The sequence below is a fragment of the Pseudomonas sp. C11 genome, assembly GCF_034683865.1.
In the GTDB taxonomy this organism is placed as follows: Bacteria; Pseudomonadota; Gammaproteobacteria; order Pseudomonadales; family Pseudomonadaceae; genus Aquipseudomonas.
The window spans coordinates 22,741-47,244 of sequence record NZ_JAWIIP010000022.1; the positions used below are offsets into that span (position 1 = coordinate 22,741).

At 63.9% G+C, this 24,504-nt stretch carries 23 protein-coding genes and 1 riboswitch; of the genes, 12 read left to right on the top strand and 11 right to left on the bottom strand.

Annotation, left to right across the window (positions count from 1 at the left end; genetic code table 11):
* Nucleotides 1-40: 40 nt before the first annotated feature.
* Both VC352_RS24040 and rimI read left to right on the top strand, forming a co-directional pair.
* On the top strand, nucleotides 41-784 hold the full coding sequence (locus VC352_RS24040; protein ID WP_416340233.1) for an energy transducer TonB: 744 nt from the start codon (nucleotides 41-43) through the stop codon (nucleotides 782-784).
* Between the two features lie 141 nt (nucleotides 785-925).
* Nucleotides 926-1,378 (top strand): ribosomal protein S18-alanine N-acetyltransferase, encoded by a 453-nt coding sequence (gene rimI, locus VC352_RS24045; RefSeq protein ID WP_159973464.1) that lies wholly within the window; start codon nucleotides 926-928, stop codon nucleotides 1,376-1,378.
* Between the two features lie 50 nt (nucleotides 1,379-1,428).
* Here the strand turns inward: rimI and VC352_RS24050 are convergent, their stop codons facing one another.
* Nucleotides 1,429-2,604 carry an NnrS family protein gene (locus VC352_RS24050; protein WP_322982021.1) on the bottom strand — a complete coding sequence of 392 codons (1,176 nt, stop codon included), beginning with the start codon at nucleotides 2,602-2,604 and terminating at the stop codon, nucleotides 1,429-1,431.
* An 18-nt stretch (nucleotides 2,605-2,622) separates the two neighbouring features.
* Nucleotides 2,623-3,804 (bottom strand): NO-inducible flavohemoprotein, encoded by a 1,182-nt coding sequence (hmpA, locus tag VC352_RS24055; RefSeq protein WP_322982022.1) that lies wholly within the window; start codon nucleotides 3,802-3,804, stop codon nucleotides 2,623-2,625.
* A 192-nt stretch (nucleotides 3,805-3,996) separates the two neighbouring features.
* On the opposite strand from hmpA, the gene norR reads away from it, so the two are divergent.
* A complete protein-coding gene (gene norR, locus VC352_RS24060; protein ID WP_322982023.1) occupies nucleotides 3,997-5,547 on the top strand; it encodes a nitric oxide reductase transcriptional regulator NorR in 1,551 nt (516 codons plus the stop codon).
* Between the two features lie 65 nt (nucleotides 5,548-5,612).
* Here norR and VC352_RS24065 read toward each other — a convergent pair whose 3' ends face one another.
* Genes VC352_RS24065 through VC352_RS24075 form a run of 3 tightly spaced genes read right to left on the bottom strand, consistent with a single transcriptional unit; the run spans nucleotide 5,613 to nucleotide 7,303 of the window.
* Nucleotides 5,613-6,542 carry a class I SAM-dependent methyltransferase gene (locus VC352_RS24065; RefSeq protein WP_322982024.1) on the bottom strand — a complete coding sequence of 310 codons (930 nt, stop codon included), beginning with the start codon at nucleotides 6,540-6,542 and terminating at the stop codon, nucleotides 5,613-5,615.
* A complete protein-coding gene (locus VC352_RS24070) occupies nucleotides 6,535-6,873 on the bottom strand; it encodes an FKBP-type peptidyl-prolyl cis-trans isomerase (RefSeq protein ID WP_322982025.1) in 339 nt (112 codons plus the stop codon). Before VC352_RS24070 ends, VC352_RS24065 begins: the two co-directional genes overlap by 8 nt.
* 1 nt (nucleotide 6,874) lies before the next feature.
* On the bottom strand, nucleotides 6,875-7,303 hold the full coding sequence (locus VC352_RS24075; protein ID WP_322982026.1) for a group II truncated hemoglobin: 429 nt from the start codon (nucleotides 7,301-7,303) through the stop codon (nucleotides 6,875-6,877).
* A 214-nt stretch (nucleotides 7,304-7,517) separates the two neighbouring features.
* On the opposite strand from VC352_RS24075, the gene VC352_RS24080 reads away from it, so the two are divergent.
* The 5 genes from VC352_RS24080 to VC352_RS24100 all read left to right on the top strand — a co-directional run bounded on the left by VC352_RS24080 (nucleotide 7,518) and on the right by VC352_RS24100 (nucleotide 13,095).
* Nucleotides 7,518-9,881, top strand: a complete 2,364-nt coding sequence (locus VC352_RS24080; RefSeq protein ID WP_322982027.1) for a DNA polymerase II — start codon at nucleotides 7,518-7,520, stop codon at nucleotides 9,879-9,881.
* 186 nt (nucleotides 9,882-10,067) lie between these two features.
* On the top strand, nucleotides 10,068-11,057 hold the full coding sequence (locus VC352_RS24085) for a TerC family protein (protein WP_322982028.1): 990 nt from the start codon (nucleotides 10,068-10,070) through the stop codon (nucleotides 11,055-11,057).
* Between the two features lie 63 nt (nucleotides 11,058-11,120).
* A complete protein-coding gene (locus tag VC352_RS24090) occupies nucleotides 11,121-11,417 on the top strand; it encodes a hypothetical protein (protein ID WP_322982029.1) in 297 nt (98 codons plus the stop codon).
* A 76-nt stretch (nucleotides 11,418-11,493) separates the two neighbouring features.
* Nucleotides 11,494-11,665, top strand: a riboswitch (yybP-ykoY riboswitch).
* Nucleotides 11,666-11,671: 6 nt separating this feature from the next.
* A complete protein-coding gene (gene mntP / locus VC352_RS24095) occupies nucleotides 11,672-12,241 on the top strand; it encodes a manganese efflux pump MntP (RefSeq protein WP_322982030.1) in 570 nt (189 codons plus the stop codon).
* 2 nt (nucleotides 12,242-12,243) lie between these two features.
* On the top strand, nucleotides 12,244-13,095 hold the full coding sequence (locus tag VC352_RS24100; RefSeq protein ID WP_322982031.1) for a hypothetical protein: 852 nt from the start codon (nucleotides 12,244-12,246) through the stop codon (nucleotides 13,093-13,095).
* Between the two features lie 104 nt (nucleotides 13,096-13,199).
* On the opposite strand, the gene rhlB is transcribed toward VC352_RS24100, so the two are convergent.
* From rhlB to VC352_RS24125, 5 genes are all read right to left on the bottom strand, one after another.
* The gene (gene rhlB / locus VC352_RS24105) at nucleotides 13,200-14,636 is read right to left on the bottom strand and encodes an ATP-dependent RNA helicase RhlB (RefSeq protein WP_322982032.1); all 1,437 of its coding nucleotides are present in this window, start codon (nucleotides 14,634-14,636) and stop codon (nucleotides 13,200-13,202) included.
* A 110-nt stretch (nucleotides 14,637-14,746) separates the two neighbouring features.
* A complete protein-coding gene (locus tag VC352_RS24110) occupies nucleotides 14,747-15,910 on the bottom strand; it encodes a dipeptidase (RefSeq protein ID WP_322982033.1) in 1,164 nt (387 codons plus the stop codon).
* A gap of 61 nt (nucleotides 15,911-15,971) precedes the next feature.
* Nucleotides 15,972-16,910 (bottom strand): GGDEF domain-containing protein, encoded by a 939-nt coding sequence (locus VC352_RS24115; RefSeq protein ID WP_322982034.1) that lies wholly within the window; start codon nucleotides 16,908-16,910, stop codon nucleotides 15,972-15,974.
* Between the two features lie 193 nt (nucleotides 16,911-17,103).
* The gene (locus VC352_RS24120) at nucleotides 17,104-19,005 is read right to left on the bottom strand and encodes an acyl-CoA synthetase (RefSeq protein WP_322982035.1); all 1,902 of its coding nucleotides are present in this window, start codon (nucleotides 19,003-19,005) and stop codon (nucleotides 17,104-17,106) included.
* A gap of 23 nt (nucleotides 19,006-19,028) precedes the next feature.
* Complete coding sequence (locus VC352_RS24125) at nucleotides 19,029-19,688, bottom strand: alpha/beta hydrolase (RefSeq protein WP_322982036.1); 660 nt, start codon at nucleotides 19,686-19,688, stop codon at nucleotides 19,029-19,031.
* A gap of 473 nt (nucleotides 19,689-20,161) precedes the next feature.
* Between VC352_RS24125 and VC352_RS24130 the strand changes: the two genes are divergently transcribed.
* The 4 genes from VC352_RS24130 (at nucleotide 20,162) to VC352_RS24145 (ending at nucleotide 24,324) form a co-directional block, all read left to right on the top strand.
* Nucleotides 20,162-21,190, top strand: coding sequence for an amino acid ABC transporter substrate-binding protein (locus tag VC352_RS24130; protein WP_322982037.1), 1,029 nt, complete (start codon nucleotides 20,162-20,164; stop codon nucleotides 21,188-21,190).
* A 69-nt stretch (nucleotides 21,191-21,259) separates the two neighbouring features.
* Nucleotides 21,260-22,438, top strand: coding sequence for an amino acid ABC transporter permease (locus tag VC352_RS24135; protein WP_322982038.1), 1,179 nt, complete (start codon nucleotides 21,260-21,262; stop codon nucleotides 22,436-22,438).
* Between the two features lie 10 nt (nucleotides 22,439-22,448).
* Nucleotides 22,449-23,549: an amino acid ABC transporter permease gene (locus tag VC352_RS24140; protein ID WP_322982039.1), complete on the top strand. Its 1,101-nt coding sequence runs from the start codon at nucleotides 22,449-22,451 to the stop codon at nucleotides 23,547-23,549.
* A 10-nt stretch (nucleotides 23,550-23,559) separates the two neighbouring features.
* On the top strand, nucleotides 23,560-24,324 hold the full coding sequence (locus VC352_RS24145) for an amino acid ABC transporter ATP-binding protein (protein ID WP_322982040.1): 765 nt from the start codon (nucleotides 23,560-23,562) through the stop codon (nucleotides 24,322-24,324).
* Here the strand turns inward: VC352_RS24145 and VC352_RS24150 are convergent.
* Nucleotides 24,318-24,504: hypothetical protein (locus VC352_RS24150; protein WP_322982041.1), on the bottom strand; the 187-nt coding region annotated here is incomplete at its 5' end. The two genes, VC352_RS24145 and VC352_RS24150, sit on opposite strands and share 7 nt — an antisense overlap.

Consider the following 24,504-nt stretch of genomic DNA (forward strand, 5'->3'; position numbering starts at 1 on the left):
TTTGAACGCCGAGCTGCGCCGCCGCGCCTACCTCGATGCCATGCAGGTAGCCACCTGGTTGCCGCGCACCGAACTGCCCTTCGCGGCAGCGTCGCGTGCCGAGTCGCTGGCGCCGCCGCCTGTCGAAGTGCCGCAGGCAGCCATCCACGAGCCGCTGGCCGTCGTTGCCGAGTTGGTACGTGAGGCTCCGGTCGAGCGGCCGAGGATCGAGATCCCGCGCCCGGGCGTCCAGGCGCGCCAGCCGGCTGCCGAAACGCCAGCGCCAGAGCCTGAAGCGGTCGAGGAAAAATCGGCCCGCATCAGTGCGCCCCCGCCACGCTTCTCCCTGCAATTGCTGCGTGCCGGCGATTGCGCTCTGCTGGTCGAGCTGCCAACCGGCGAGCCGTTTCAGAGTCGCGACCCGGCCTACATCCTGCTCAAGGACTTGCTGCGCGCCGCCGGCTTGCCGGACAGCCCGCAACTGCTCGGCGAGCCAGTGCGCTGGCCGCTGCTGGTGCGAGGCCAGATGGATCAGGGCCCGGAGGCGGCGCTGGAATTCGTGCAGAGCTTCGTTGCTGCGCGCCTTGAAGAGCAGCCCAGCGCCTGCCTGTGGCTGGTCGGCTTGCCGGCCATTCGCTTCGCCGGCGAGGGTGACGAGCACAGCTACAACCGCGAGCTGCAGGTCGAAGGCCTCGGCGCCTGCTGGGCCGTGCCGGGCCTGGAGCTGCTGATGGAAGAGCCGACGCGCAAGCGTGAACTGTGGCAGGCGATGCGGCGCACGCGTCAGCGCTGGCTGGCTCCGTGAAACGATCAGCTGCGCGTCGGCCCTGCTGCGTTGAAAACAAGTTCGAAATGCTCATGTACAAAAGTACACTCCGCTTTCTCACTTGCTTTCGCCTTGCATGTCTCTAGCTCGCAAGATCGTAGATATTTTTTGAGTGTTCCAATGAGCGATGCGATTTCCTTCCGCCCGATGACTGAGGCGGATCTTGATGCCGTGCTGAAGATCGAATATGCCGCCTTCAGCCACCCCTGGACGCGCGGCATCTTCACGGACAGCCTCAAGTCCTATAACTGCTGGCTGATGTTCGAAGGCAATCAGCAGGTCGGCCATGGCGTGATCAACCTGATCCTCGACGAAGCGCACCTGCTCAATATCACCGTCAAGCCGGAAAGCCAGGGGCGTGGCCTCGGCCTGCGCCTGCTCGAACACCTGATGCAGGAGGCGCACGCGTTGGGCGGGCGCGAGTGCTTCCTCGAAGTGCGTGCCAGCAACCAGAGCGCCTACCGCCTGTACGAGCGCTTTGGCTTCAATGAAGTCGGTCGGCGTCGCGATTACTACCCGGCTGTTGGCGGCCGCGAAGACGCACTGGTGATGGCCTGCACGCTGGTCGATTGATGTCATTGCGTTTAAAAACGTAGCCCGGATGTTTGCTCACACCAGGCGTTTCACCCCGGATGCCCATCCACCCGCGCACGACACAGTATCGGTGCGTAATGCCAGGCGAACAGGGCGAAGGCGGCGCCCCAGCAGAGCGCTGCCAGCCATAGCCAGCCGCTACCTGCCGAGACCCGAATCAGCGCGCCGAGATTGAGCAGGCCGAAGGCCCAGGCCATGCTGTACGGTGGCTGCAGCGAGCGGCCGGTGTGACCGAGGCTGACCCGCGCCATCATCGCCAGGATCAGCCCGCCCATCGCCCCCACCGCCAGCGCATGGCTGGCCAGGCTGGGGTATGCCAACCAGCCCAGGTGCCAGGCGGCCATGCCGAGGCTGGCGACCAGTAGCCAGGCGTAGCCCAGGTGCAGCGACCACAGCAGCGGCACGCCCCAGATGCCGCGTATATGCCAGCGCCACAGGCGCAGTCCATGCAGCACGCTCAACAGGATGAAGGGCGCAGCCAGCCAGGGCGTTGCCTGCAGGTTATGCCCGCTGGCGAACAGTGCGGCGACCAGCACGCCGCAGCCCAGCAGCAGACGATCCAGCCAGGGATGAGCGGCAAAGGCCTCGACCCGGCCCAGGCCGCGCTGGGTGAAGAAGGGGATCACCCGGCCACTGATCAGGCTCAGCATGACCGCAATCAGCCAAAGTGCGGCCAGCGCTCCTTGGCGTTGCAAGCTGTCGTCGCCCATTGCCAGACCGGCGAGCGTGAGTGCCTGGCACAGCGCGAGCAGGCTCAGTACCAGCAGGATCGGGTAGTTGTTGCGTTGTCGGGCAGCGATCAGCTGGCGCGCCATCTGTGTGATGAACAGGCCGATGAAGGCCTGTTGCAGCACGATCAGCACCGCCAGCGGTACGGGGGCGAACCAGGCCAGGCGTGCCGCCAGCCACAGCCCGAACAGCGTGAGCAAAGGCCATCCGCTGAGGCCGGGGCGCCCCGTCCAGTTCTGTACGGCAGTCAGCAGAAAGCCGCTGATGATCGCCAGGCCAAAGCCGAACGGCATCTCGTGGCGATGCCAGGCGAGAGCGCCGCCGGGCACCGTCGGGTACGTCAAGCCATGCAGCACCGCCGCCCACAGGGCGACGGCGAGCAGGGCGAACAACGCGCCCGCGAGAAAGAACGGACGAAAGCCCAGGCGCCAGAGCGGTGGGGTGCTCAGTGCCTGCTGGCGATCGAGCAATTGCATAAGGGCATATCCTCTCGTTCAGCTATCCAGCGCCGAGGCCGGGCCGAAGAATTCGTAGCGGCTTTGCTCGTCCGGTACGCCGAGCGCCTGCAGGTGGCGCTTGACCTGCGCCATGAAGGGTTTCGGGCCGAGGAAGTAGGCGTCCAGATCGCGCTCGGCCGGCAGCCACTGCTCCAGCAGTTCGCGGCTGAGCAAACCCTCGGCGTCGGCTACATCGCCCGCGCGCGGCTCGCTGTAGCACACGTAATGGCGAATCTGCGCATGCTCGGCGGCCTGGGCATCGACCCAGTCGCGGAAGGCATGCACCTCGGCATTGCGTGCGCAGTGGATGAAATGGATCGGCCGGCAGCTGTGTCGCGCAGCATCGAGCATGGCCAGGGCCGGGGTGATGCCGACGCCGGCGCTGATCAGGGCCAGCGGTTTGTCCGACGCGTTCAGGGTGAACTCGCCCGCTGGCGGGAACAGCTCCAGCACATCGCCAACCTGAACCACGTCGTGCAGATGGTTGGACACGCGGCCGCCCGGTTCGCGTTTGACGCTGATGCGGTACTCGCGGCCATTGGCCAGGGCCGACAGCGAGTAGTTACGGCGCACCTCCTCGCCGTCCAGCAGCAAACGCATGCCGATGTACTGACCGGGCTGATGGTCGAGCAGCGGGCCGCCATCGACGGGCTGCAGGTAGAAGGAAACGATCTCGGCGCTCTCGGCCACCTTGCGCGCCACGCGGAAGGCCCGTGCGCCACGCCAGCCGCCGGGGGCTGCGGCATTTTGCGCGTACTGGCCCTCTTCTGCGCCGATCAGAATGTCGGCCAGTTGCTGATAGGCCGCGGCCCAGGCATCGATCACCGCATCGGTGGCGATTTCGGCACCCAGTACCTCGCGGATCGCGCGCAGCAGGCAGCCGCCAACGATGGGGTAGTGCTCGGGGAGAATCTGCAGCGACACGTGCTTGTTGACGATCTGCGCTACCAGCGGTCCGAGGGCTTCGAGGCGGTCGATATGCCGGGCGTACATCAGCACGCCGTTAGCCAGTGCGCGCGGCTGGTCACCGCTGGCTTGGTGCGCCTGGTTGAACAGCGGGCGTACCTCGGGGTATTCGCTGAGCATCATCCGGTAGAAGTGTGTGGTCAGCGCTTCGCCGCCGCTTTCCAGCAGGGGTACGGTGGCTTTGATCAGGTCACGTTGAGCTGGGGTGAGCATGAAGGTATCTCCGCAAGGCAAATAAAGACGCCGGTGTGGCTCGTCTGGCCAGGTGGGGCGTGCTAGCGTTAGCGCGAGATGCCTATCAGTAAGCGTGCCATATAAATAGTCATTAAATATCAATGGCTTGCTTTTATTGTTGTGTTTATGACTCGCCTTAAGTGTGAGTCATAAAGACTTTGAGTAGTCGAAATGACCGCTAATCCGCTGCTGGAAACCCTGATTCCCCTGGTCGCCGATCTGTCTCGCGAGCTGAGCGATGGCGAGCGTTATCGTCGCCTGCTCGCTGCACTACGCCAGCTCTTTCCTTGCGATGCGGTGGCGCTGCTACGGCTCGATGGCGAGGTGCTGGTGCCGCTGGCGGTCGAGGGGTTGAGCCCGGACACACTGGGGCGGCGTTTCCGGGTCAGTGAGCAGCCGCGCCTGGCCGCGCTGTTGGAGCATGCCGGGCCGATACGTTTCGCCGCCGACTGCGGTTTGCCCGACCCATACGACGGCCTGGTCGAGGGGCTGCCGGGCCATCTGGAGGTGCATGATTGCCTCGGTTGTCCGCTGTACCTGGACGAGCAGCTCTGGGGCCTGCTGACCCTGGATTCGCTCGACCCGGCCCGCTTTGGTCAGGTCGACCTGGACGGCCTGGCAGCCTTCGCCAGCCTGGCCGCGGCGACGGTCAAGGTCAGCGAGCGCATCAGCGGCCTGGCGCAGCGGGTCGAGGCCGAGCGTCAGCTCACCGAGCTGTACAAGCAGGCGCGCCAGCGACCGCGCGAGCTGGTGGGGCAGAGCGCGGCGCTACGCAAGCTGCAGGACGAGATTCGTCTGGTCGGCGACAGCCCGCTGACCGTGCTGATTACCGGCGAAACCGGCGTCGGCAAGGAACTGGTGGCCGAAGCCATCCACGCCGCCTCGCCGCGCGCGCAGCGGCCGCTGGTGAGCATCAACTGCGCGGCATTGCCCGATGCGTTAGTGGAGAGCGAGCTGTTCGGCCATGTGCGCGGCGCCTTTTCCGGGGCGATGAGCGAGCGCAGCGGCAAGTTCGAGCTGGCCGACGGCGGCAGCCTGTTCCTCGATGAAGTAGGTGAGCTGCCGTTGGCGATTCAGGCCAAGCTGTTGCGCGTGCTGCAGAGTGGGCAGTTGCAGCGGGTCGGTTCGGATCGCGAGCATCGCGTCGATGTGCGGGTGATCGCTGCCACCAACCGCGACCTGGCGGCCGAAGTGCGGGCCGGCCGTTTTCGCGCCGATCTCTATCACCGCTTGAGCGTCTACCCGCTGCCGGTGCCGCCGCTGCGCGAACGTGGTCGCGATGTGTTGCTGCTAGCCGGCTATTTCCTCGAAGAAAACCGTGCCCGGCTCGGGCTGCGCAGCCTGCGCCTGAGTGCCGAGGCGCAGAAGGCGCTGCTGGGCCACGACTGGCCGGGCAACGTGCGCGAGCTGGAGCACCTGATCGGCCGCGCGGCGATCAAGGCGCTGGCGCGCCATAGCGAGCGGCCGCGCATTCTCAGCCTGGATGTGCAGGATCTGGACTTGCCCGTCAGCGAGACGAGCGCCGCCGTCGAGGCCTTGTTGGCGCCCGGCGAGCCGGTGCCAGCGGGTGTGGAACTGCGCCCGGCGGTGGATGCCTTTCAGCGTCAGTTGATCGAACAGTGCCTGGCGCGGCATCAGGGCAAATGGGCCGACGCGGCGCGGGAACTGGGCGTGGATCGCGCCAACCTGAGCCGTTTGGCCAGGCGGCTGGGCGTTCGCTAGCCGGATTGTAGGAGGGGCTTTAGCCGCGATCTGTTCATGTCGCGGCTAAAGCCCCTCCCACAGGTTTATCCCTGTTGGAACACCAGCGCTTTCAGGCCGCTCTCGGGCGAGACATCGGGGAACTCCGGCGGATTGTCCAGACGCTCGACGAAGCGCAATTGCGGCGCTTCGGCGGCCATGCCGTCGATGAGAAAGTCCGGGCCGATATCCGGGTCGTTGACGCAGGCCAGCACGGTGCCGTGCTCGGTCAGCAGCTCAGGCAAGCGCCGGAGAATCTTGGCGTAGTCCTGAGTGAGGGCGAAGCTGCCTTTCTGGAAGCTTGGCGGGTCGATGATGATCAGGTCATACGGGCCGCTTTTGCGCACCTTGCCCCAGGACTTGAACAGCTCATGGCCGAGAAACTCCACTCGGGAGAGGTCGTGCCCGTTCAGTCGATGGTTGTCACGCCCGCGCGACAGTGCGGCGCGTGCCATGTCCAGGTTGACCACCTGCTCGGCACCGCCGGCGAGGGCCGCCACGGAAAAGCCGCAGGTGTAGGCGAACAGGTTGAGCACGCGTTTGCCGGCAGCCTGCTCACGCACCCACTGGCGGCCCAGGCGCATATCGAGGAAAAGGCCGCTGTTTTGCTTGCTGCCCAGGTCGAGCAGATAATGCAGGCCGTCCTCGATGATCGGCCATTGCGCCTGCGGCTCGCCGGCCAGCCATTCGCTCTCGCTGCCCTGTACATAACGGTGCTGCAATAGCAGGCCGCGCGCACCGCTGGCTTGCCATTGCGGCGTTGCCAGCAGTTCCACAAGCAGCGGTCTTAGCGCCGGCGATGGCTCGCGAAACAGCATCACCAGCACGATGCCAGACAGCCAGTCGACGGTGATCTGCTCCAGTCCCGGCCAGCAGCGGCCACGTCCATGGAACAGGCGGCGGGTCTCGCTGCCGGGGTGGTTGTCCAGCGCCAGCAGCAGGTGCTCGCGCAGGGTGGTGAGGGTGCTGTCAGTCATCGCGGGTCAGCACTTCCAGCAGCTCGATCTCGAAGGTCAGGTCGGAGTTGGGCGGAATCGAGCCGACGCTGCGCTCGCCATAACCCAGGTGCGCCGGCACCAGCAGCTTGCGCTTGCCGCCGACCTGCATGCCCATCAGGCCCTGATCCCAACCCTTGATCACCCGGCCGGTGCCGATCACGCACTGGAACGGCTTGCCACGCGACCAGGACGAGTCGAACTCGCTGCCGTCGGCCAGCCAGCCACGGTATTGGGTGGTGATCAGGGCACCCTTGACCACGGCCTTGCCGTCGCCTGGTTGCAGGTCTTCGATGATCAGTTGGTCAGTCATGTCAGGGTTCCTTGCGATGACGGTTTTGGCTGGCCTGCACGGAGCGTTCGGCGGGTACGCGCAGTTGTACCAGCAGGTAGTCGGCGAACGCCGGCTCATAGTTCTGTAGAGCGATGGCACCGGCCATGCAGCTCAGCCAGCTTTCGGCCAGCGTCTGGTCGATTGGCCACTGCGCATGGAAGGCCGGAATGCTGATGCTGCCGTATTTCTCGGCGAACAGACGCGGCCCGCCCAGCCAGCCGCTCAAGAAGCACGCCAGCTTGTCGCGCGAGGCGCTCAGGTCGGTTGGGTGCAGGGCGCGCAGGGCGGCGGCTTCGGGGTGTTCGTCCATTAGTCGGTAGAAGTCGTCGACCAGACGGCGCAGGCCTTCGATGCCACCGGCAGCCTGGTAGGACGCATCGCCGGTGCCGTAGGGAGGTGTGTCGCTCATCGCGTTGTTCCGCGGAAAAGGCGCCATTGTAACCGCTGGCGTAGAATGGCCGGCCAGTTTGAAGCATATGCTCCTGTGGGAGGCGCTTTAGCGGCGACGGTCGCGGCTACGACTGCATGGATGCAGGAGTTAGAGCGAAGCAGGATGCCAGAGCCGAAAGCCCCTCCCACAAGTAGCCCGTAAGCACCGAGTTTGAATCCGTAGCCCATTCCCGATGACGCAACCCCAGCAAGGCTTCGTGCTCAGCCGCCATTGGCGCGACACGCCGGAGGGCACCGAGGTGGCCTTCTGGCTGGCCACCGATGCCGGCCCGTGCCAGGTGCGCCTGCCGTGCCAGGAGATGGTCGCCTTCATTCCCGCCGAGCAGCGCGCCTGGGCCGAGCCATTGTTGCGTAATGAGAAAGGCATCGAGCTGCGTGAGCTGGCCTTGCGCGACTTCAAGCGCCGCCCGGTGCTGGGCCTGTACTGCCGTCAGTACCGCCAGTTGCTGCAACTGGAGAAGAAGCTGCGTCAGGTCGGCGTGGATGTGTACGAGGCTGATATCCGTCCGCCGGATCGCTACCTGATGGAGCGCTTTATCACCGCCAGCGTGCTCTTCGACGGTATCGAGCAGCCGGACGGCAGCCTGCTGTGCAAGTCGCTCAAACCCGCGCCTGACTACCGCCCAACGCTGCGCCTGGTGTCGCTGGATATCGAGACCAGCGCGCGCGGCGAGCTGTATTCCATCGCCCTGGAAGGCTGCGGCCAGCGCCAGGTGTATATGCTCGGCCCGGCCAATGGCGACGCCAGCATCGTCGACTTCGACCTGGAATACTGCGACAGCCGCCAGTTGCTGCTCGAACGGCTGAATGACTGGCTGCAGCGGCATGATCCGGACGCCATCATCGGCTGGAACCTGGTGCAGTTCGACCTGCGCGTGCTGCGCGATCACGCCGAGCAACTCAAGGTGCCGCTGCTGCTGGGGCGTGGCGGCGACGTGATGGGCTGGCGCCAGCACAACAGCAGCCAGCACTACTTTGCCGAGGCGGCCGGGCGGCTGATCATCGACGGCATCGAGGCGTTGCGCTCGGCCACCTGGAGCTTCCCTTCGTTCAGTCTCGAATCGGTGGCGCAGACCCTGCTCGGCGAGGGCAAGGCGATCGACACGCCCTATGCGCGCATGGACGAAATCCAGCGCATGTTCGACGAGGACAAGCCGGCGCTGGCTCGTTACAACCTCAAGGACTGCGAGCTGGTCACGCGCATCTTCGCCCACACCGATCTGCTCGCCTTCCTGCTGGAGCGCTCCAGCGTCACTGGCCTGGCCGCCGACCGCAGCGGCGGCTCGGTGGCGGCCTTCACTCACCTGTACCTGCCGCCGATGCACCGCCTGGGCTACGTCGCGCCGAACCTTGGCGACATTCGTGGCGAGAACAGTCCCGGCGGCTTCGTCATGGATTCGCGCCCCGGCCTCTACGACTCGGTGCTGGTGCTGGACTACAAGAGCCTGTATCCGTCGATCATCCGGAGCTTTCTGATCGATCCGCTGGGGCTGGTCGAAGGCCTGCATCAGCCGGATGACGAACACTCGGTGGAGGGCTTTCGTGGCGCACGTTTCTCGCGTACCCGGCATTGCCTGCCGGCCATCGTCGAGCGCGTCTGGCAGGGGCGTGAGGCGGCCAAGCGCGAGGGCAATGCGGCCTTGTCGCAGGCGCTGAAAATCATCATGAACGCCTTCTACGGCGTACTCGGCTCCAGCGGCTGCCGCTTCTTCGACCCGCGTCTGGCCTCGTCGATCACCCTGCGCGGGCACCAGATCATGAAGCGCACCCGTGAGCTGATCGAAGCCGAGGGCCATGCGGTGATCTACGGCGACACCGACTCTACCTTCGTCTGGCTCGGCCGCGCCCACGACGAGGACGAGGCGACGCGTATCGGTCGCGCGCTGGTAGCGCGCGTGAACGCCTGGTGGCGAGAGCATCTGCAGCAGGAATATGGCCTGACCAGCGCCCTGGAGCTGCAGTTCGAGACCCATTACCGGCGCTTTCTCATGCCCACCATTCGCGGCACCGAAGAGGGCAGCAAGAAGCGCTACGCCGGCCTGGTGTGCACCGCCGACGGCAGCGAGCGTATGGTGTTCAAGGGCCTGGAGACGGTGCGCACCGACTGGTCGCCGCTGGCCCAGCGCTTCCAGCAGGAGCTGTATCGCCTGGTGTTCGCCGGCCAGCCTTATGAGGACTACGTGCGCGATTACGTGAAACGCACCCTGGCCGGCGAGCTGGACGAGTTGCTGGTGTATCGCAAGCGTTTGCGCCGACGCCTCGACGACTACCAGCGCAACGTGCCGCCGCACGTGCGCGCCGCGCGCCTGGCCGACGAGCATAACCAGCACCTTGGGCGGCCCTTGCAGTACCAGCGCGGCGGCTGGATCAGCTACCTGATCACCACCGGCGGGCCGCAACCGCTGGAGCGTCTGCTGTCACCAGTGGACTACGAGCACTACATCAGCCGCCAACTGAAACCGGTGGCTGATGCCATCCTGCCGTTCGTCGGCGGCGACTTCGAGCGGCTGGTGGACGGGCAGCTCGGGTTGTTCTGAAAAGCCCTGGCGGCTGTTCTGGCTGGGCACAACGGTGCGGGCCAGGCGAAATACTTTGCAAACTTCGTCCCATTGAGCGGCGTTCGCGGCCTGAGTATCGTTGCGCCCGTGATGCCGGGCCCCTCTGGCGGTTAATACCGCGATGTCGGAATCACAGTCTGTTCAATCTGACTGTAGGAGGGGCTCATGACTGCCCTAGAACCGTTTCTCTTCGCCGACTTCCTCGGCACGGCCACCTGGTTGTGGCTGGTCTTCATCGCTGTCGTCATCTCCCTGCTGGCCTTCGACCTTGGCGTGCTGCATCGCGATAACCGCGAAATCGGCGTGCGCGAGAGCCTGTTGCTGTCCGCCGGCTACATCAGTGCGGGTCTGCTGTTCGGTGTCTGGGTGTTCTTCCAGAAAGGCGGCGACGCCAGCATGGATTACGTCACGGGCTTCCTGATCGAGAAATCGTTGTCGATGGACAACGTGTTTCTCATGGCCATGATCTTCAGCTTCCTCGCCATCCCAAGGCAGTACCAGCACAAGGTGCTGTTCTGGGGAATCATGGGCGTGCTGGTGCTGCGGGCGATCATGATCGGCCTGGGCGCGGCGCTGATTCATGAGTTCAGCTGGATTCTCTATCTGTTCGGCGCCTTCCTGTTCTTCACGGGCGTGAAGATGCTGTTCTCCAAGCTCGACGATGCGCCGGATCTGCAGAACAACGTGCTGGTGAAGTTCCTGCGCAAGCACCTGCGCGTGACTAATGGCCTGCATGGCGAGCGCTTCTTCGTCCGTCAGGACGACGGCAAGGGGCGCAGCGTGCTGTGGGTGACGCCGCTGTTCCTGGCGCTGATCCTGATCGAGTGCGCCGACCTGATGTTCGCCATCGACAGCGTGCCGGCGATCTTCGCCATCACCCAGGATCCGTTCATCGTCTACACCTCGAACATCTTCGCCATCCTCGGCCTGCGTGCCCTGTACTTCGCCCTGGCGGCGCTGATCCACCGCTTTGCCTACCTCAAGTACGCGCTGGCGCTGGTGCTGGTGTTCATCGGCGCGAAGATCTTCCTGGTCGGCATCATCGGCAAGATCCCGGCCGTGGTGTCGCTGAGCGTGACCCTGGGCCTGCTGATCGGTGGCGTGCTGTTGTCGCTGTACAAGACGCGTGGCCAGCCGCAGCCGGACAAGCCGTGATGCCCCGTTCCCGACCTCGGCGATCAAGGTCGAGGCGGGCAACCTGAAACTGGAGACATGCACATGAATCATTACTGGAAAAAGTCCCTGACCCCCGTTGCCCTGGGTGTGGCGCTGATCGCGCTGGCAGGCTGCGATGCAGCCGAGCAGTCCGCGCAGAAGCTTGCCGAGGAGGCGAAGAAAGAGGCGCAGGCCCTGATCAGTGGCTCGGTCGGCGAAGTGGTCGATGAGGTCAATCGCCAGGTGGACTCCCTGCAGGAGTCCACCAACCGTGCGCTGGGCAAGGACGACAAGGAGCAGGACGCCGAGGCGCCGCAGGTGGAGCCCGAGAAGCCGATGGAGCAGGGCGTCGAAACCTGAGCCTGGTCGGCGGCGCGGGGTACTGCCTGGCGGTTGCTGCGCGCCGTGACTTTCGCCTCGGCGCACTTGAGTTTATCCTGCGCGCCTCTTTGGGGAGTAGCCTGCCGTCGCGCTAGCGTCGGCGCGTTGGTCAACATTCTCGGCAACCTGCCGTGGCCAACGCATCCGCTGGGATTGGTGAGACCAACGACAGTCCTGTGCCAGGTCGGGCGCGCAGTGGCTTGTCGTTGACTCAGGCCCGGCTGGAGTTTCCCTTGAACCCTCTCTCGCTACTGCTTCTGTCCTTCGCCATGTCGACGGATGCCTTCGCCGCTGCCATCGGCAAGGGCTCGAGTCTGCACAAACCGCGCTTTGCCGAAGCCCTGCGTGCCGGGGTGATCTTCGGCAGCATCGAGGCCATCACGCCGATCATCGGCTGGCTGATCGGTCAGGCCGCCAGCCGTTTCGTCCTCGAGTGGGATCACTGGATCGCCTTCGTGCTGCTGGTCGGGCTCGGCGTGCATATGATCCATGCCGCTCTCAGCGCCGATGACGATGCGCCTGAAGACAAGCCCTCGCGTCATTCCTTCTGGGTGTTGGCCGTCACGGCCGTGGCCACCAGCATCGATGCGCTGGCGGTGGGTGTGGGCCTGGCCTTCGTCGAGGTGAATATCCTGGTGGCTGCACTGTGTATCGGTTTGGCCACCACATTGATGGTGACTTTGGGTATGTTGTTGGGCCGTGTGCTGGGGCAACTGGTTGGCAAGCGCGCCGAGCTGCTGAGCGGTGTCGTGCTGATTCTGGTGGGCAGCAGCATTCTCTATGAACACTTTGCGAGTCTTTGACCATGTCGCCTCATGTGCGTGCACTCAAGGTCAGTCTGGGCCTGACGACCGGGCTCTGTGTGGCCGCCTTACTGTTCTTCGCCTGGCAATATTTCTATCCGGTGCAGGCGGCCGCTGGCTGGTCGTATCGCGTGGCCTACTATGGCGTGATGAAGCCCGCCGCCATGGCGCGCGGCGCCGAGGGCAGCCTTCTGCTCAGTCAGGAACTGTCCGACGGTGAGGGCAATATCCTGCAGCTCTACCCCGACGGTCGGCGCCAGGTGCTGGTTGCCGGGCTGTCCAAGCCTGACGGCTTGTTGAGTCTGCCCAACGGCCTGGTGTTCAGCCAGGAGGCGGCCGGCAAGACCGTCAGCCTGCTGCGTGACGGCCGGGTCGAAGTGTTGTTCCAGGGCGAGAACGTTCAGGGGCTGTGGGAGGACGGTGATTCCCTGTATGCCATCGAAGATCGCAAGGGCGATGGCCGTCTGTGGCGTTATCGCTGGGCCGATCAACAACTGAGCGTGGTGCGCGAACACATGACCGAGAGCGAGTCGATTACCCGCTGCGGTGACGGGCGCGTGCTCTACACCGAGAAAGCCAACGGCGTCATCCGTGAGTTGACCGAGGACGGCCGTGACCCGGTTGTGCTGGAAGGCCTCCATCACCCCACCTTCCTGCTCTGCGATGCTCGTGGTTTGTGGATCAGTGAGGACTCCAACCACCGCGCCCGCGTGCTGCTGATCGACGCGCAGGGTCAGCGGCACACCATGCTGTCGTACCTCAAGTCGCCGCAGTCGATTCTGCCGCTTGGCGCTGGACGTTATCTGGTGGCGGAAGGCGGGCGTGGCCGGGTGCTGGAGTTGAGTCTGGACTAGCGCATCAGGCGCTGGCGGTCATCCCTGGCGGTTGCTGGTGTGGGCTTATCAGGCCGCCATGAAAAAGGCGAAGCCACTGGCTTCGCCTTTTTTATCCGCTGGCCTTAGTGCTTGCGTGGCACTGGCTTGAGCAGTTCGTCCGGCGGCATCTCGCACTGGATCTTGCGGCCGATCAGCGCTTCGATCGGTGGCAGGGCGAAGGCGTCGTCCTCACCGGCGAAGCTGATCGAGGTGCCGCTGGTGCCGGCGCGGCCGGTACGGCCGATGCGGTGCACGTAGTCGTCCGGATCTTCGGGCAGGGTGAAGTTGATCACGTGGCTGATGGCATCGACGTGGATGCCGCGACCGGCCACATCTGTGGCGACCATGACGCGGATCTTGCCTTCGCGGAAGCCTTCCAGGGCGCGGATGCGCTTGTGCTGGGGAATGTCGCCGGACATCTGCACGGCGCTGATGCCGTCGCGGGTCAGGCGCTCTTCGATGCGCCGCACTTCGTCCTTGCGGTTGGCGAAGACCATGACTCGCGTCCAGTCGTTCTGGCTGATCAGGTTGTACAGCAGCTTGTATTTGTCGGCCGAGGCCACGGCGTAGACGTGCTGCTCGACGGTGTCGCTGGCGACGTTCTCCGGCTCGATCTCGACGATGGCCGGGTTGACCGTCCACTGCTTGGCCAGGTTCATCACATCGTCGGTGAAGGTGGCTGAGAACAGCAGGGTCTGGCGGTCGCCCTTCATCGGCGTCTGGCGGATGATCTGGCGTACCTGCGGGATGAAGCCCATGTCGAGCATGCGGTCGGCTTCGTCGAGCACCATCACTTCGACCATGTCCAGGTGCACTTCGCCGCGCTGGTTGAAGTCCAGCAGGCGGCCAGGCGTGGCCACGAGGATGTCGCAGAAGCGCGATTCCAGCTGCTTGAGCTGCTTGTCGAAGTCCATGCCGCCGACGAAGCTCATGACGTTGAGCTTGGTGTATTTGGTCAGCTCGGCGGCATCCTTGGCGATCTGCACCACCAGTTCGCGGGTCGGCGCGATGATCAGCGCACGCGGTTCGCCCATGTAGCGCTCTTTCGGCGCCGGGGTCTGCAGCAACTGGGTGATGATCGAAATGAGGAAGGCCGCGGTCTTGCCGGTACCGGTCTGGGCGCGACCGATGGCGTCCTGGCCCTTGAGGGTGTAGCCCAGTACGCCCGCCTGGATCGGCGTGCAGTAGGGGAAGCCAAGATCGTGGATGGCATGCATCAGCTCGGGCGCGAGCTTGAAGTCGTGAAAGCGCGTCTTGCCTTCGGCTGGCTCGACCGCGAAGTCTTCCAGCTTCCAGGTATCGACGGGTTTGGCCGGGCGCTCACGGCGCGGTTTGTCGGCCTTCGGCGGACGCGGCTGCTGGGGGGCGGGAGCGTCGCCAGCGGTTGGGGCCGGTTTGTTCTGACGGGGAGGCTTTTCGCCTGCGCCACTGCTCTGGGCAGGCGCTGCTACGGGGGACGGCGCTGGTTGTGGCTGCTCGTCTTCGGCTTTGCCGAACATTTTCTTGAGTGCTTTGAGCACGGGCTTCTCATCGACTGGTTAAGGAGTGAACGCCCGCCAGTGTAATGCAAGACGCGGGCGTGGCGAAGTGCTTCGCAGGCGCCTGTCAAGCGTACTGTGCGGTCAGTGCCTCATTTTTCCGGCAGGCTGGCCAGCAGCAGGCGCTGCACGTTGCCGCCCATGATCGCGGCGATGGCGCTGTCGTCGAAGCCGGCTTGCTGCAGCCCCTCGGTGATCTGCGCCAGGCCGGTGACATCGAACGGCGTGTGCACGGTGCCGTTGAAGTCCGAGCCCAGGGCGACATGTTCGACGCCGATCTTGTCCACCGTGTAGCGGATGGCCTTGACGATGGCGGCGACCGAGGTGTCGCACACGGCGGTGCTCCAGTAGCCGATGCCGACCACCCCGCCGGTGGCGGCGATGGCCTGCAGGTGCCGATCACTGAGGTTACGTGTGCCGGCGCAGGTACCCTCTACCCCGGTGTGCGAGACCAGCACAGGGCGCGTGGCCATGGCCAGTACGTCATCAATCAGCGGGCGTGAGGCGTGGGCCAGGTCGACCAGCATGGATTTTTCTTCCAGGCGCGCGATCACCTTGCGCCCCAGCGGGGTCAGCCCGCCTTTCTCCAGGCCGTGGGCGGAGCCGCCGACCTCGTTGTCGAAGAAGTGGGTCAGGCCGGCGATGCGAAAGCCGGCGTCATACAGCGCATCGATGTTCTCCAGCTTGCCTTCGATGGGATGCAGGCCTTCGGTGGCGAGTAGGGCCGCGACACGATTGGGATCCTGCTGCCAGGCGGTGATGAAGGTGTTCAGGTCAGCGCGGGTGCGGATCAGTACCAGGCGGCCGTCGCTGCCAGCAGACGCGTCCTTGAGCTTCTGCGCCTGGTACAGCGCGCGTTGCAGCAGGCTGCTCCAGGTTTCCCGTGGCCAGCGCTGGGCCATCGCCAACAGGGTGATGTTGTCGCTGTCGGCAGCGTTGCTCTCCATGTTCAGGCCGCGTGGTGTCTTGGTCACGGTGGAGAACACCTGCAGGCCGAGGCGGCCTTCGAGCATGCGTGGCAGGTCGGAGTGGCCATAGTCGTAGCGTTTGAGCAGATCGCGCTCCCAGAGCAGGGCGTCGTCATGCAGGTCGGCGACGAACAGGCCCTGGTGCAGCTTCCGTGCACTGGCGCTGGCGGCATAGGGCGGCGGGCTGGCGACGCTGTTCATCCGCGCGTCGAGCACCTCTGGCAGGCCGAAGAACGCCAGGGCGGAGAGAGGAGCGAGCAGAAGTACGGCAATCAGCAGTTTGCGCATGTGAGCCATCCAGGCGTGTTGTCATGCCTGGCACTCTAGCAGTCTCTGGTGACGCTGGCGCTCAGCCGCAGAGGCAGTTGCGCCCCTGCTGCTTGGCCTGGTACAGCGCAGCATCGGCGCGGGCGATCAGGCCCTGCAGGCTGTCCGCCGTCTGCATCTCGGCCAGGCCGAGGGAAATGGTCACGCCCGGCAAGACACCGACCGGCGAATAGAAGGAGGTGATCTGTTCCAGGCTTTTGCGCAGGCGTTCGCCGATGGCGCGAGCATCGCTGGCTGCCAGTTCCGGCAGGAGGATAACGAACTCCTCGCCGCCGAAACGCACCAGGCTGTCCTTGGGCCGCAACTGGTTGCGCAGGGTATGGGCGACCAGGCACAGGGCATAGTCGCCGGGTAGATGGCCGTGCCGGTCGTTGTAGGCCTTGAAGTGATCGACATCCAGCATCAGCAGTGACAGTGGCTGCTCATTCAGTGCGCAGCGGGTGCTCTCGCGCTCGAACACATGCTCCAGCCAGCGCCGGTTGAAGCAGTTGGTAAGGGTGTCGACATTGGCGTTCTGTTCGCTGTCGAGAATCTGCCGGTTGCCCTTGCGCACGCGGTCGCAGAGCAGCTCCAGCAGGTTCTGCATCATTTGCGGGGATTGGCGGAACAGCTCGAGCAGCGATTCGCGGTGCAGGCGCAGCACCGTCGAGGGTTGCTCGGCGACGACGTAGGCTGAGGGATGTTCATTGTCGATGAAGCTGATTTCGCCGGCACAGTCGCCGACTTCCAGGGTGCTGACCGCCTGGTTGTCCAGCGAGCCCAGGTACACGCGCAGGCGCCCGCGGATCACTAGATAAAGGTGCTGGTTGCGGTTGAAGGGTGACAGCAATACCTCGCTGGCCTCCAGGTCGTAGGCGCGAAACTCCTTGAGCAACTGATCCAGGTTGTCCAGGGCAACCTGGTTGAACAACCGCAGTTGCTTGATCTGATGCAGGTCGGCCTGCCAGTGCGCCAGCTTCATCGACTCGTCTTGGGATCTGACGGGAGTGCCGCAGCCCGACGGCTGGGTAACGCTCCCTGTTCTCGTTTACATGTCGCCCCCGACAGTATTCCCGGCCTCGAGTCCTGACAATGCTCACCGGACGGCGGGCCGACCAGTGGTTGTACGTTGTTTTCAAGCTGTTAACTGGCGCGCGTCCCTGCGCCTTGCCGGCTCACTCAGGCAGGTGAATCCGGTGGCCGACGGCAAACCCCGAGAGGCGTTGGGCGATGGCTTCGCTCAGCGCGTCATCGCGGCGTGGCAGATGCACATGGGCCAGTTGCCCGGCCTTGTCGTCGCTCTGCACCTCGACCTGGATCGCGCTATCGAGCTCATGCAGTGCCGCCCGGTAGACGCGGCTGATCGCATCGAAACGCAGTGCCGGCTTGAAGGTCTTGCCCACGGCGGTCAGCGGAATGGCGTCGATGATCCAGGCATCCTTGGGCACCGCGGCGCGTTCGGGAATGTGTGCGGCGGCATGCTCCAGCAGCTCGGCCTCGCTGGCCTGCATCCCCGGCTTGAGTTGCACGTAGACCACCGGCAGCTCGCCGGCCTTCTCGTCGGGCTTGCCCACGGCAGCGGCCATGGCCACTGCCGGGTGCTTGTGCAGTGCTTCCTCGATCATCTGCGGGTCGATGTTGTGGCCGCCGCGGATGATCAGATCCTTGCTGCGCCCGGTCAGCCAGATATAGCCGTCGGCATCGACGCGGCCGAGGTCGCCGGTGTTGAACCAGTCGCCATCGACCCAGATGCCAGCATTCTTGCTGGCCTGCAGATAGCCCTTGAACACCGTGGCGCCACGGATGCACAGGTTGCCGATTTCGTTCGGCGCTGCATCGCGCAGGTACTGCCCCTGCTCGTCGATGACCTTGATGCTGACCTCGCAATAGGGCATCGGCAGGCCAATGGAGCCCGGACGACGCTCGCCGGCTGGTGGATTGGCGCAACTGCCGCAGGTGCCTTCGGTCAGGCCGTAGCCTTCGATCAGGGTCAGGCCGGTCTTGGCCTCGAATTGGCGGATCAGCTCCACCGGCATCGGTGCGGCGCCGCACAGCGCATATTTCAGCGAAGACAGGTCGTAGCCTTCGCTGGGTACCTGCAGCAGGCCGGCATAGATGGTAGGTACGCCGCTGAAGAAGCTGACCTTGTGGCGTGCGATCACCTTCCAGAAGTTGCCGATCAGGGTGGTGTTGCGATAGCCCTGCGGCGTTGCCAGCAGTACCTCGGCGCCGCCGATGAAGGCCGCCAGGCCGGTGACGATCACGCCGTTGACGTGGAATAGGGGCAGGCCGCAGAGCGTTACATCGCCGACGCCGAAGCGGGTGACCAGGTTCATGCTGTAGGCCATGGCCACTTCGTTGCCGTGGCTGTGCGGCGCCAGTTTCGGGGTGCCGGTGGTGCCGCCGGTGTGAAAGTAGCTGGCGATGTCATCGGCGCTGATGACGCGGCCACTTTCCAGATGATCCGCCGGGCAGGCGGCGATGGTCTCGTCGAAATCCAGCACGCCTTCGGGCAATGGGCCGCGCTGAGCCTTGATCGCGCTGCGCTGGGGCTCGGGCAGGAGGTTGGCCATGTCCACGCAGAGGATTGCCTTGAGCTCCGGCAGGTGATCGCGCAGTGAGTTGACCTTGTCCCACAGATCGGTGCCGGGGAAGGGCGCCAGGGTCACCAGCAACTCAGAGTCCGAGGCGTGGATCAGTTCGGCGATGTGCTCGGGCTCGAGCAACGGATTGATCGCGTTGACGACACCGGCCGCCTCGCCGCCCCAAATGGTGTAGTGGGTTTGCGGCAGGTTGGGCAGCAGGAAGGAGACCGCCTTGCCCGGGCGCAGGCCCAGGCGGTGAAAGGCGTTGGCGGTCTGGGTTATCTTGCCGAGCAGTTCGGCATAGTTCAGGCGCAGCGGGTTCTCTTCACCATTACCCTGAAGAAGGAAGGACAGCGCCGGGGCATCGGGGTGGGCGTGCGCCGTGCGCCGGATCAGCTCATAGGTGCTCGTTGGCAGGTTGCGTTCCGCGAGCGGCGTGCGCTCGATCGCTTGGATATCCTGCAGGGTGCGGATCAGGGGCGCTGTGCTCATCTCTCGTAGAAATCTCCATGCGTTCAGCGGGCCAGCCGCTCGCTCAGCCAGTCGGCGATGTCGCGAATCTCTTCCGGGATGACCTCGTGAGCCATCGGGTAGTCGCGCCACTTTACCGGTACGGATCGAGCGTGCAGATGGTCGAATGCCGCGCGCCCCATGTCGGGGATCACGACATCGTCGAATCTGCCATGCAAGCACAGCACCGGCAGTTGTCTTTTTGTATCCGACAGCAGCATGTCGTCACTGAAGGTCGGGGCGTAGGTGGACAACGCCAGCACGCCACCCAGTGCCTCGTCATGGCGCAGGAAGGCGGTGTGCAGCACCACGGCTCCACCCTGCGAAAAACCGGCCAGGATGATGCGGTCGGCGGCGATCCCGCTTGCACGTTCGGCCGCTATCAGTGCCAGCACCTGGTCGGCAGACTCGTCCAGCTGCGCCTGGTCGATGGCGCGTGCCGGGCTCATGGCGAGAATGTCGTACCAGCTCGGCATGCTCCAGCCACCATTGATTGTCACGGGGCGCGTGGGGGCTTGCGGCAGGATGAAGCGGGTGCTGGGCAGGCGTTCCTGCAGCATTTCGGCGACCGGCAGGAAGTCATAGCGGTCGGCGCCCAGGCCGTGTAGCCAGATCACGCTGGCATCGGCACTTTGTGAGGGTTGCACAATCATGGGTGTGGTCATTGGTAGCTCCAGTGTGGTGCGGCTGCTTTATTTTGGTGCGGCTGTTTTTTTGCGCTTGGCTAATCTGTGAATAAGTTGTCGCACAGGTGAAAGTTTCGCTCTTGAACCCTGCCAAACCGGCATTTTGCCAGTGGCTGGTACGGCGCTTGCTACAGCTAAACCGAACTGACGACGCGATGCGGTAACGGTAACACTGTGCCATTACCTATCGTGCAACAGGCAGGGGCCTGCTACCTGGGGGCCTTGAGCAACGTGAAGGGCTAACGCCCCACACGGAAGTTAAAAAGTACGTCTTGGGCCCATTAACCGATGGGCCGGATGGAGACAGTCGGTCAGCAGAGGGCATCACCGACTATGCTCCAACCGTGGTTCGGGCTTCTCGTCGATCACGCTGTCGCCAGCGTATCGCATGCCTCACAAGGGCGGAGAAACCGGACGGAGACGCCAACACAACAAGAGCACTGGAGGTTTTGATGAAGATGGTGAAATCCACCCTGGCCGCCGTGACCACCGCAGTCGTACTCGGTGTCAGCGGTTTTGCCCATGCAGGCGCCACCCTGGACGCCGTCCAGAAGAAAGGCTTCGTGCAGTGCGGTGTGAGTGACGGTCTGCCGGGTTTCTCGGTACCGGACGAAAAAGGTAACTATCAGGGCATCGACGTCGACGTCTGCCGCGCAGTGGCTGCTGCCGTGTTCGGCGATGCGAGCAAGGTCAAGTACAGCCCGCTGACGGCCAAGGAGCGCTTCACGGCGATCCAGTCCGGCGAAGTCGACATGCTGTCGCGTAACACCACCTGGACCAGCTCCCGCGATGGCGGCATGGGCCTGGTGTTCACCGGCGTGACCTACTACGACGGCATCGGCTTCCTGGTGAACAAGAAGCTGGGCGTTGCCAGTGCCAAGGAACTCGATGGCGCCACCATCTGCATCCAGGCGGGCACCACCACCGAGCTGAACGTCTCCGACTACTTCCGCGCCAACGGCCTGAAGTACACCCCCATCACCTTCGACACCTCCGACGAAAGCGCCAAGTCGCTGGAAGCCGGTCGTTGCGACGTGCTGACCTCCGACCAGTCGCAGCTGTATGCCCAGCGCATCAAGCTGGCCTCGCCGGACCAGTGGGTCGTTCTGCCGGAAGTGATCTCCAAGGAGCCTCTGGGCCCGGTGGTTCGCCGTGGTGATGAAGAGTGGTTCACCATCGTCAAGTGGACGCTGTTCGGCATGCTCAACGCCGAAGAACTGGGTGTGACCTCGAAGAACGTCGAGGCCATGGCCAAGGAAACCAAGAACCCGGACATCGCCCGTATGCTGGGTGCTGACGGCGAGTACGGCAAAGACCTCAAGCTGCCGAAAGACTGGCTGGTACAGGTGGTCAAGCAGGTCGGTAACTACGGTGAGGTCTTCGACCGCAACGTCGGTGCCGGTAGCGAGCTGAAGATCGAGCGCGGCCTCAATGCGCTGTGGAACAAAGGTGGTCTGCATTACGCACCGCCCGTGCGCTGATTGACCGACTTGTCGCCCGGCAGCCTCTGCCGGGCGATTTCGTTCCGATATACCTGGGGCATTATTCCCATGCAGAAAAAGATTGGCGCACCGCAGGGGTTTTCCCTTAGCGATCCACGTGTGCGTGCTTGGCTATTCCAGATCATCACCGTCGTGGCCGTCGTGTCTCTGGGCTGGTTCCTGTTCTACAACACGCAGACCAACCTGCAGCATCGCGGTATCACGTCCGGTTTCGACTTTCTCGAGCGCAGTGCCGGCTTCGGCATCGCTCAGCACCTGATCAGTTATACGGAGGCAGACAGCTACGCGCGCGTCTTCGTCATCGGGTTGCTCAACACGCTTCTGGTCTCCTTCATCGGCATCATTCTGGCGACCATTCTGGGGTTTTTCATCGGCATCGCGCGGCTGTCGCCGAACTGGATGCTGAGCAAGCTGGCCACCGTCTATATCGAGGTGTTCCGCAATATCCCGCCGCTGCTGCAAATTCTTTTCTGGTATTTCGCCGTGCTGCTGCCTTTGCCTGGGCCGCGCAGCAGTATCAGCGTCAATGACACCTTCTTTCTCAGCAACCGTGGCCTGAACATGCCGGCGGCCAATGTTGCCGAGGGGTTCTGGCCGTTCGTGATCGGCCTGGTTCTCACCCTTGTGGCCATCGTCCTGATGGTGCGCTGGGCCAATCGCCGCTTCGAGAGCACCGGCGTGCCCTTCCACAAGTTCTGGGTCGGCCTGGCCATGATCCTGGTCATTCCTAGCCTGATCGCGCTGGCGTTCGGCAGCCCGGTGCACTGGACGCTGCCTGAGCTCAGGGGCTTCAACTATGTGGGTGGCTGGGTACTGATCCCCGAATTGCTGGCGCTGACCATCGCCCTGACGGTTTACACCGCAGCCTTCATCGCCGAGAACGTGCGTTCCGGGATCAAGGCCGTCAGCCATGGTCAGACCGAGGCGGCGCGCTCTCTGGGACTCAGCACCAGCGTCACGTTGCGCAAGGTGATCATCCCGCAGTCGATGCGCGTGATCATTCCACCGCTGACCAGCCAGTACCTGAACCTGGCGAAGAACTCGTCGCTGGCGGCCGGTATCGGCTATCCGGACATGGTGTCGCTGTTCGCCGGTACGGTGCTGAACCAGACCGGACAGGCCATCGAGGTCATCGCCATTACCATGAGCGTCTATCTGGCCATCAGCATCAGCATTTCCCTGCTGATGAACTGGTACAACAAGCGCATTGCGCTGATCGAGCGGTGAGGGCCTGCGCATGAGCACTACACATACTTTCAAACCGGATCTGCCACCACCGAGCACCAGCGTCGGCCCCGTCGCCTGGATGCGCGACAACCTGTTCTCCAACTGGTGGAACGCCCTGCTGACGCTCTTCGCGCTCTACCTGATCTGGCTGACCATTCCGCCGGTTCTGCAGTGGGCGTTCATCGATGCCAACTGGGTCGGTACGACTCGCGCCGACTGCACGAAAGAAGGCGCCTGCTGGGTGTTCATCCAGACCCGTTTCAGCCAGTTCATGTACGGGTTCTACCCGAGCGAGCTGCGCTGGCGGGTCGATCTGGCCGGATTCCTGGCCATCATCGGCGCCGCGCCGCTGTTCATCAGCCGCTTCCCGCGCAAGGCGCACTACGGTATCGCCTTCTTGCTGATCTACCCGGTCGTGGCCTTCTGGCTGCTGCATGGCGGCTTCCTCGGCCTGCAGAACGTGGCGACCAGCCGTTGGGGCGGTCTGATGCTGACCCTGGTGATCGCCGCTGTCGGCATCGCCGGTGCGCTGCCGCTGGGTATCCTGCTGGCACTGGGCCGGCGCTCCAACATGCCGGCGGTGAAGGTGGTCTGCGTGACCTTCATCGAATTCTGGCGTGGTGTGCCGCTGATCACCGTGCTGTTCATGTCCTCGGTGATGCTGCCGTTGTTCCTGCCTGAGGGCATGAGTTTCGACAAGCTGATGCGCGCGCTGATCGGGGTGATTCTGTTTCAGTCGGCCTACATCGCCGAGGTGGTACGCGGTGGTTTGCAGGCGATTCCCAAGGGCCAATACGAAGCGGCCGGCGCGATGGGCCTGGGTTACTGGCGCATGATGGGCCTGGTGATCCTGCCGCAGGCGCTCAAGCTGGTGATCCCGGGCATCGTCAACACCTTCATCGCCCTGTTCAAGGACACCAGCCTGGTGATCATCATCGGCCTGTTCGACCTGCTCAATAGCGTCAAGCAGGCGGCTGCAGATCCGGCGTGGCTGGGCATGGCAACCGAGGGCTATGTGTTCGCTGCCCTGATTTTCTGGATTTTCTGTTTCGGCATGTCCCGCTACTCCATGAGCCTGGAGCGCAAGCTGGATACCGGTCACAAGCGTTGAGGACCCCTACATGAAAGAAGCAATCAAAGCCTCCGGCGCGGGTGAAGGCATCATCCAGCTTACCGGTGTGAACAAGTGGTACGGTCAGTTCCACGTACTCAAGGACATCAACCTGAACGTCACCCAGGGCGAGCGTATCGTGCTCTGCGGGCCGTCGGGCTCGGGCAAGTCGACCACCATCCGCTGCATCAACCGCCTGGAAGAGCACCAGGAAGGGCGTATCGTGGTCGATGGCACCGAGCTGACCCGCGACCTGAAGAACATCGAAACCGTGCGCCGCGAAGTAGGCATGGTGTTCCAGCACTTCAACCTGTTCCCGCACCTGACCGTGCTGCAGAACTGCATCCTCGCCCCGATGTGGGTGCGCAAGATGCCCAAGCGTCAGGCCGAAGAAATAGCCATGCACTACCTGGAGCGCGTGCGCATCCCCGAGCAGGCGCACAAGTACCCAGGCCAGCTCTCCGGTGGTCAGCAGCAGCGTGTGGCGATTGCCCGCGCGCTGTGCATGAAGCCGAAGATCATGCTGTTCGACGAACCGACCTCGGCGCTCGACCCGGAGATGGTGAAAGAGGTGCTCGATACCATGATCGGTCTGGCCGAAGACGGCATGACCATGCTCTGCGTGACCCACGAGATGGGCTTCGCCCGCACCGTGGCTAACCGGGTGATCTTCATGGACAAGGGGGAGATCGTTGAGCAGGCCGAGCCTGACACCTTCTTCACCAACCCGCAGAACGAGCGCACCAAGCTGTTCCTCAGTCAGATCATTCATTGATTCTGTCTGCTGTGAAAAAGGGAGCCTTCGGGCTCCCTTTTTTCTTGCTGGGAACTGGTTGATTGAGACTGGACTGGCAAGTGGGTGTTGGTTTTTTGTGTTTGTTCCGAATTGCCGCGTTTTTGCTGATGTTTCTGGTTTCGCCCTCCCGGGCGAGCAACCGTGTCCAGCGTCAAGTCA